General features: G+C 71.2%; 6 protein-coding genes. 2 read left to right on the top strand and 4 right to left on the bottom strand.

The window, feature by feature from the left end:
- The 3 genes from ACFFNX_RS41455 to ACFFNX_RS41445 all read right to left on the bottom strand — a co-directional run.
- Positions 1-853: FAD binding domain-containing protein (locus ACFFNX_RS41455; RefSeq protein WP_378211669.1), on the bottom strand; the 853-nt coding region annotated here is incomplete at its 3' end.
- A complete protein-coding gene (locus ACFFNX_RS41450) occupies positions 850-1,389 on the bottom strand; it encodes a (2Fe-2S)-binding protein (protein WP_378211667.1) in 540 nt (179 codons plus the stop codon). The genes ACFFNX_RS41455 and ACFFNX_RS41450, both read right to left, overlap by 4 nt.
- A gap of 329 nt (positions 1,390-1,718) precedes the next feature.
- The gene (locus ACFFNX_RS41445) at positions 1,719-2,018 is read right to left on the bottom strand and encodes a hypothetical protein (protein ID WP_378211666.1); all 300 of its coding nucleotides are present in this window, start codon (positions 2,016-2,018) and stop codon (positions 1,719-1,721) included.
- A 342-nt stretch (positions 2,019-2,360) separates the two neighbouring features.
- On the opposite strand from ACFFNX_RS41445, the gene ACFFNX_RS41440 reads away from it, so the two are divergent.
- A complete protein-coding gene (locus ACFFNX_RS41440; RefSeq protein WP_378211665.1) occupies positions 2,361-3,359 on the top strand; it encodes an agmatinase family protein in 999 nt (332 codons plus the stop codon).
- A gap of 28 nt (positions 3,360-3,387) precedes the next feature.
- Positions 3,388-4,791, top strand: a complete 1,404-nt coding sequence (locus tag ACFFNX_RS41435; protein WP_378211664.1) for a sodium:solute symporter family transporter — start codon at positions 3,388-3,390, stop codon at positions 4,789-4,791.
- Here ACFFNX_RS41435 and ACFFNX_RS41430 read toward each other — a convergent pair.
- Positions 4,764-5,212, bottom strand: a 449-nt coding sequence (locus tag ACFFNX_RS41430) for a PucR family transcriptional regulator (RefSeq protein WP_378211662.1), incomplete at its 5' end; no start/stop codon positions are given. The two genes, ACFFNX_RS41435 and ACFFNX_RS41430, sit on opposite strands and share 28 nt — an antisense overlap.

Below are 5,212 nucleotides of genomic sequence, written 5' to 3'. Positions count from 1 at the left end.
TGGCCGGGCCGCCGATCAGGGCCCGCTCGGCCTCCCGTGCGCGCCAGGGCCGGAACGCGACCGCGCCGAAGGCGAGGCGCACGTCCCGTACGGTGCCGTCCTCGACGTGCAGGGCGGCGGCGATCGAGCCGTTGGCGAAGGCGTAGGAGGCGCGTTCGCGCACCTTGCGGTAGCGGGACCGCGCGGCCACCGGGGCGGCCGGCAGCGTCACACCGGTGATCAGCGCGCCGTCCGGCAGCGCGGTCTCGCGGTGCGGCGTGTCGCCGACCGGCAGGTAGAACTCCGCGAGCGGGATCTCGGCGGACCCGTCCGCCGAGAGGACGCGGACGACGGCGTCGAAGGCGGCGAGTGCGACGGCCATGTCCGAGGGGTTCGTGGCCACGCAGTGCTCGGACCACCCGAGGATGGCGTGGTTGTGGTTCTCGCCGTCCAGCGCCGAGCAGCCGCTGCCGGGCTCGCGCTTGCCGCAGGGCCGGCTGAGGTCGGTGAAGTAGCCGCAGCGGGTGCGCTGGAGCAGGTTGCCGCCGACCGTGGCCATGTTGCGCAGCTGCCCGGACGCGCCGGCGAGGAGCGCCTCGGCGAGCGCCGGGTAGCGGTTCCTGACCTCGGGATGGGCGGCGAGGTCGCTGTTGGTCATCGTCGCGCCGATCGTCAGCGCGCCGTCGTCGGCGACCTCGATCCGGTCCAGCGGGAGGGCGTGCACGTCGACCAGCAGCGCGAGGTTCTCCACGCCGGTCTTCATCAGGTCGACGAGGTTGGTGCCGCCGCCGAGGAAACGCGCCTCGGGCTCGCCGGAGAGCAGCGCGACCGCCTCGTGCGCGTCGGTGGCGCGCCGGTAGTCGAACTCCCTCATGCGGTCACCTGCTCGTTCTCGTTCTTCGCGGCCTGGGTCACGGCGCGGACGATGTTGACGTACGCGCCGCAGCGGCAGAGGTTGCCGCTCATGCGTTCGCGGATCTCCTCTTCGCTGACCGCGGGCGGCCGCCGTACGTCCTCGGTGGCGGCGCTCGGCCACTCCCGGGCGAGCTCCTCGATCACCGCGACCGCCGAGCAGATCTGGCCGGACGTGCAGTAGCCGCACTGGTAGCCGTCGAGGTCGAGGAAGGCCTGCTGGACCGGGTGCAGTCGCTCGCCGTCGGCCACGCCTTCGACGGTGGTCACCTCGCGTCCCTCGGCGGCGACCGCGAGCTGCAGGCAGGAGTTGACCCGCCGGCCGTCGAGCAGCACCGTGCAGGCGCCGCACTGGCCCTGGTCGCAGCCTTTCTTGGTACCGGTGAGGTCGAGCCGCTCCCGCAGGGCGTCGAGCAGGGTGGTGCGGTTGTCGACCGTGAGGGAGTGCGTCTCGCCGTTGACACGAAGCGAGATCGCCGTGGACCTGGTGGAAGTCATTCAGTCAGTCTCCTGGGGGGCGGAGCGCCGTCGGCGTCTCCCGAGAGCACGCCACGCTCCTCCGGCCGTCGGGGTATGCCGCGTCCTCACCATGACCGGCGCGGACGGGGGCGATGGTGGTCATTCACATCCTGTTCTCGGCGGCGCGACGTGCCGTCGCGCCGCTCGTAACCGGAGACTCCTCCGCAGTGACCACCCTAAGCGGAGGAAACTCCGAATGGCAACCGGACCGCCGTCCGGGGGCGGCGGAACGGCCGTGGCCCGCCCGCGATGACGCGGACGGGCCACGGGTGTCACGCCGGAAGCCGGTCAGGTTCCGGGCGCGCGCCTCAGCGGTGCCAGCGGTGCCACCCGCCGTGGTGCCACCCGCCGCCCCAGCCGTAGCCGGGCCCGTACGTGACGGGCGGGTAGTACGTGGTCGGCGGGTAGACCTGCACCGGCGCCGGCAGGTAGGTGGAGCACCAGGCCGGCGGGACGTAGCCGGGCGTGGTGACGTAGCAGGCGGCCGGGTACGAATAGCCGGCGTTCGGGCTGGCAGCAAGACGGTCCGCGTGAGCGGGACCGCCGAGCAGGATGACGCCCGTGGCCGCCCCTGCCAGGATCCCTGTTGCGGTGAGCTTCTTGAGCACTGAATTTCCCCCTAAATCGTGACTTCCCATAACCCCGATCACGGGGCCACGACCAAGTGGTATCCAGATACCGACCGGCAACACCGCTGCCACTCGACGCGTGATCAATTCGTAATGCTAAGTGTCTGTTATGAAGGCTTTCAAGCTGAATTACTTGCCCCTCACCTGCACAGACGTTCCTCCGGCGCGACCTTCACTCCCCGTGACGACAAAGCCGATTAATCCGCTCGTAGGTAAGTTTTATCGCGCCTAATATCGTGTACCTGAGTCTCGCTAAAAATCCACATTTTCCGGAGGCCTTCCAGCGGACGCCTCACTGGACGAGGTGTCCAGTGAGACGGGATGCCGCTGGACATCCGGGCCGGTGCGGGCGGCGCGATCGTGCCCGACAGTGTCGGAATCTTCGAATCACGTCACCGACCGGTCCGCCTGGAGCCCCCGATGCCGCTGTCCGCCTCACGCCCACCTCGCCGATACGACCTGCTCGGCGCCCCGTTCGACGGCGGCTCGACGCTCGGCTGGCCGGGAAGCAGGTACGCGCCGGCGCGCGTACGGCAGGCGATGGAATGGATCCTGCAGCGCCGGGAGAACGGCGAGGTGTACTGCCTCGACCACGCGGCGGTCCACCCGTTCCCGTACGACCTGCTGGAGGACCGGGGCGACGTGCACGTCATCGGCCATGACCTGGAGGCGACCCTGGCGTCGGCCTCCGAGGCGGTCGCCGGCTCCGTACGGGCGGGCCGGTCCCCCATCCTGCTGGGCGGCGACGACTCCCTGCTGTACCCGGCGGCGCGCGGCCTGGCCGAGGCGACGGACGGGACGGTGGCGATCGTCCACTTCGACGCGCACCTCGACCTGCTCGACGAGAACGAACATCAGGGCCGGTACAGCCACTCCTCGGGGATGCGGCGCTCCTGCGAGCTGCCCGGCGTGGAGGTGGCCCGGTCGGTCCAGATCGGCGCGCGGCACTTCAACTTCCCCTCCTCGCTGCGGTTCCGCGAGAGCCGCGGGCTGCGCAACATCCCCGCGGCCGAGGTGCACCGGCGGGGCGCCGCGGCGGTGGCCGTGGACGTGCTGGAGCACGTCTCCGGCGCCGACCGGGTGCTGCTGGCCTTCGACATCGACACGATCGACCCGGCGCACGCACCGGGCGCCGGAGCGCACGAGCCGGGCGGGCTCACCTCCCACCAGGCGCTGGAGGCGGTGCGGTCGCTCGCCCCGCGCATGGACGCCCTGGTGCTGACCGAGGTCAACCCGCTCACCGACGTACGGGACCAGACCGCCAACCTCGCCGCCTACCTGATCGCCCACCACGTCATCCATGGCCGGATCGCCGAATGACGTCCCGTACTGTCTCTGAGAGGTCCCCATGACGGACAAGCTGGTCATCGCCCTGTATTTCATGGTCATGCTCGGCGCCGGGTACGCGGGCATGCGCCGCAGCCGCGACGCCGAGGACTTCACCGTCGCCGGCCGCCGGCTCGGCCCCTTCATGTACACGAGCGCGATGAGCACGGTCGTGCTGGGCGGCGCCTCCACGGTCGGCGGCGTGAGCCTGGGCTACCAGTACGGGGTCTCCGGCATGGCCCTGGTGCTGGCGCTGGCGTGCGGCATCACCGCGATCGGGCTGCTGCTGTCGAAGAAGCTGCTGCGGAACGGCATCTACACGGTCCCGGACCTGATCGGGCGGCGGTTCGGGATCTCCGCGCGCCACCTCGCGTCGGTGATCGTCGTCTTCTACTCGCTCATGGTCGGCGTGAGCCAGATCGTGGCCATCGGCACGGTGCTCAACGTCGTCTTCGGCCTGTCCCCGACGGTGGCGGCGATGGCCGGCTGGGCGGTGATCACCCTCTACAGCGTCGCCGGCGGGATGTGGTCGATCACCCTCACCGACGTCATCCAGTTCGTCATCAAGACGGCCGGCATCTTCGTGATCCTGCTGCCGCTGTCGATCCACCGGGCGGGCGGACTCGGCCACATGCAGGCCCGGCTCCCCCACTCGTTCTTCTCGCCGATCGGCATCGGGGTCGGCACGATCCTGGCCTACTTCCTGCTCTTCTTCTTCGGCTTCATGATCGACCAGGGCAACTGGCAGCGGCTGTTCACCGCGCGGAGCGAGAAGGTCGCCTTCTACGGCTGCGTCGCCTCCGGCGTCTACTGCGCGCTGTACGGCCTGGCCGGCGCGCTCATCGGCACCGCCGCGCGGGTGATCCTGCCGACGCTGGCCAACCCCGACAACGCGTACGCCGAGCTGGCCCGCAAGGTGCTCCCGGTGGGCATATTCGGGCTGGTCATCGCCGCGGCCCTGGCGGCCACGATGTCGTGCGCGAGCGGCCTGCTGATCGGGGCGTCGACCGTGCTGACCAACGACGTGTACCGGCCGCTGCGCGGCGAGCGCGCCGCCTCGGTGCGCGCCAACCGGGTCGCGCTCGCCGTGGTCTGCGTGGCCGCGCTCATGGTCTCGTTCGCCTCCGGCAGCGTCGTCGGCACGGTCACGGTCGCCGCCGACCTGCTGGCCGCCGCGCTGTTCGTACCGGCTCTGGGCGCGCTGTTCTGGCCGCGCGCCTCCCGTACCGCCGCCGTCGCGTCGATGATCGCGGGAGCCGCGGGCTGTGTGCTGTTCATGGTGGTCGACGGCCTGTACGCCAACGAGCCGGTGATGTACGGCGGGCTCGCGAGCCTGGTGGTCTTCCTGGCCGTCGGCGCGCTCAAGCCCGCCCCGTCCCGGACGGGCGCGGCGCCGGTTCAGCTGGAGTCGCTGGCGAGCGAGTGAGCCCGGAGCGCCAGGGAGAGTTCGAGGCGCAGGTAGGACGAGTCGAGGCTACGGCCCAGCACCCGCTCCACGGCGTCCATCCGGGCCCGCAGAGTGTGGCGGTGCACGCCCAGCGCCGCCGACGCCTCACCCCACGATCCGTTGTGGTCGAGGAACTCCCGCAGCGACTCGACCAGCGGGATCCTCCGGTCCCGCTCGACCCGCAGGAGGGGATGCACCAGCCGCCGTACCAGGACTTCGGCGCCGACATCGCCGCCCGGTGCCAGCAGCAGCGACATCCCGTCGAAGTCCTCGATGCGCGCCACCCGCCGGTCCTCCTGGGAGCCGATGTGCGCCGCCTGCTCGGCCAGTCGGCGCGACGACGCGAGCGCACCGGCGGTCGCCGGCGCACCGACCCCGACCCATCCCGGCAGCGCGGCGC

Origin of the sequence: Actinoallomurus acaciae (assembly GCF_042429965.1) — a bacterium.
Taxonomy (GTDB): Bacteria; Actinomycetota; Actinomycetes; order Streptosporangiales; family Streptosporangiaceae; genus Actinoallomurus; species Actinoallomurus acaciae.
Note: the sequence above shows the minus strand (reverse complement) of the source record. Positions and strands in the feature narration are given on the sequence as shown.

What these genes read in the sequence shown, in the direction of transcription:
- ACFFNX_RS41450 (WP_378211667.1), bottom strand. Translation starts at nt 1,389, where the DNA reads ATGACTTCCACCAGGTCCACGGCGATCTCGCTTCGTGTCAACGGCGAG.
- ACFFNX_RS41440 (WP_378211665.1), top strand. Translation starts at nt 2,361, where the DNA reads ATGCCGCTGGACATCCGGGCCGGTGCGGGCGGCGCGATCGTGCCCGAC.
- ACFFNX_RS41435 (WP_378211664.1), top strand. Translation starts at nt 3,388, where the DNA reads ATGACGGACAAGCTGGTCATCGCCCTGTATTTCATGGTCATGCTCGGC.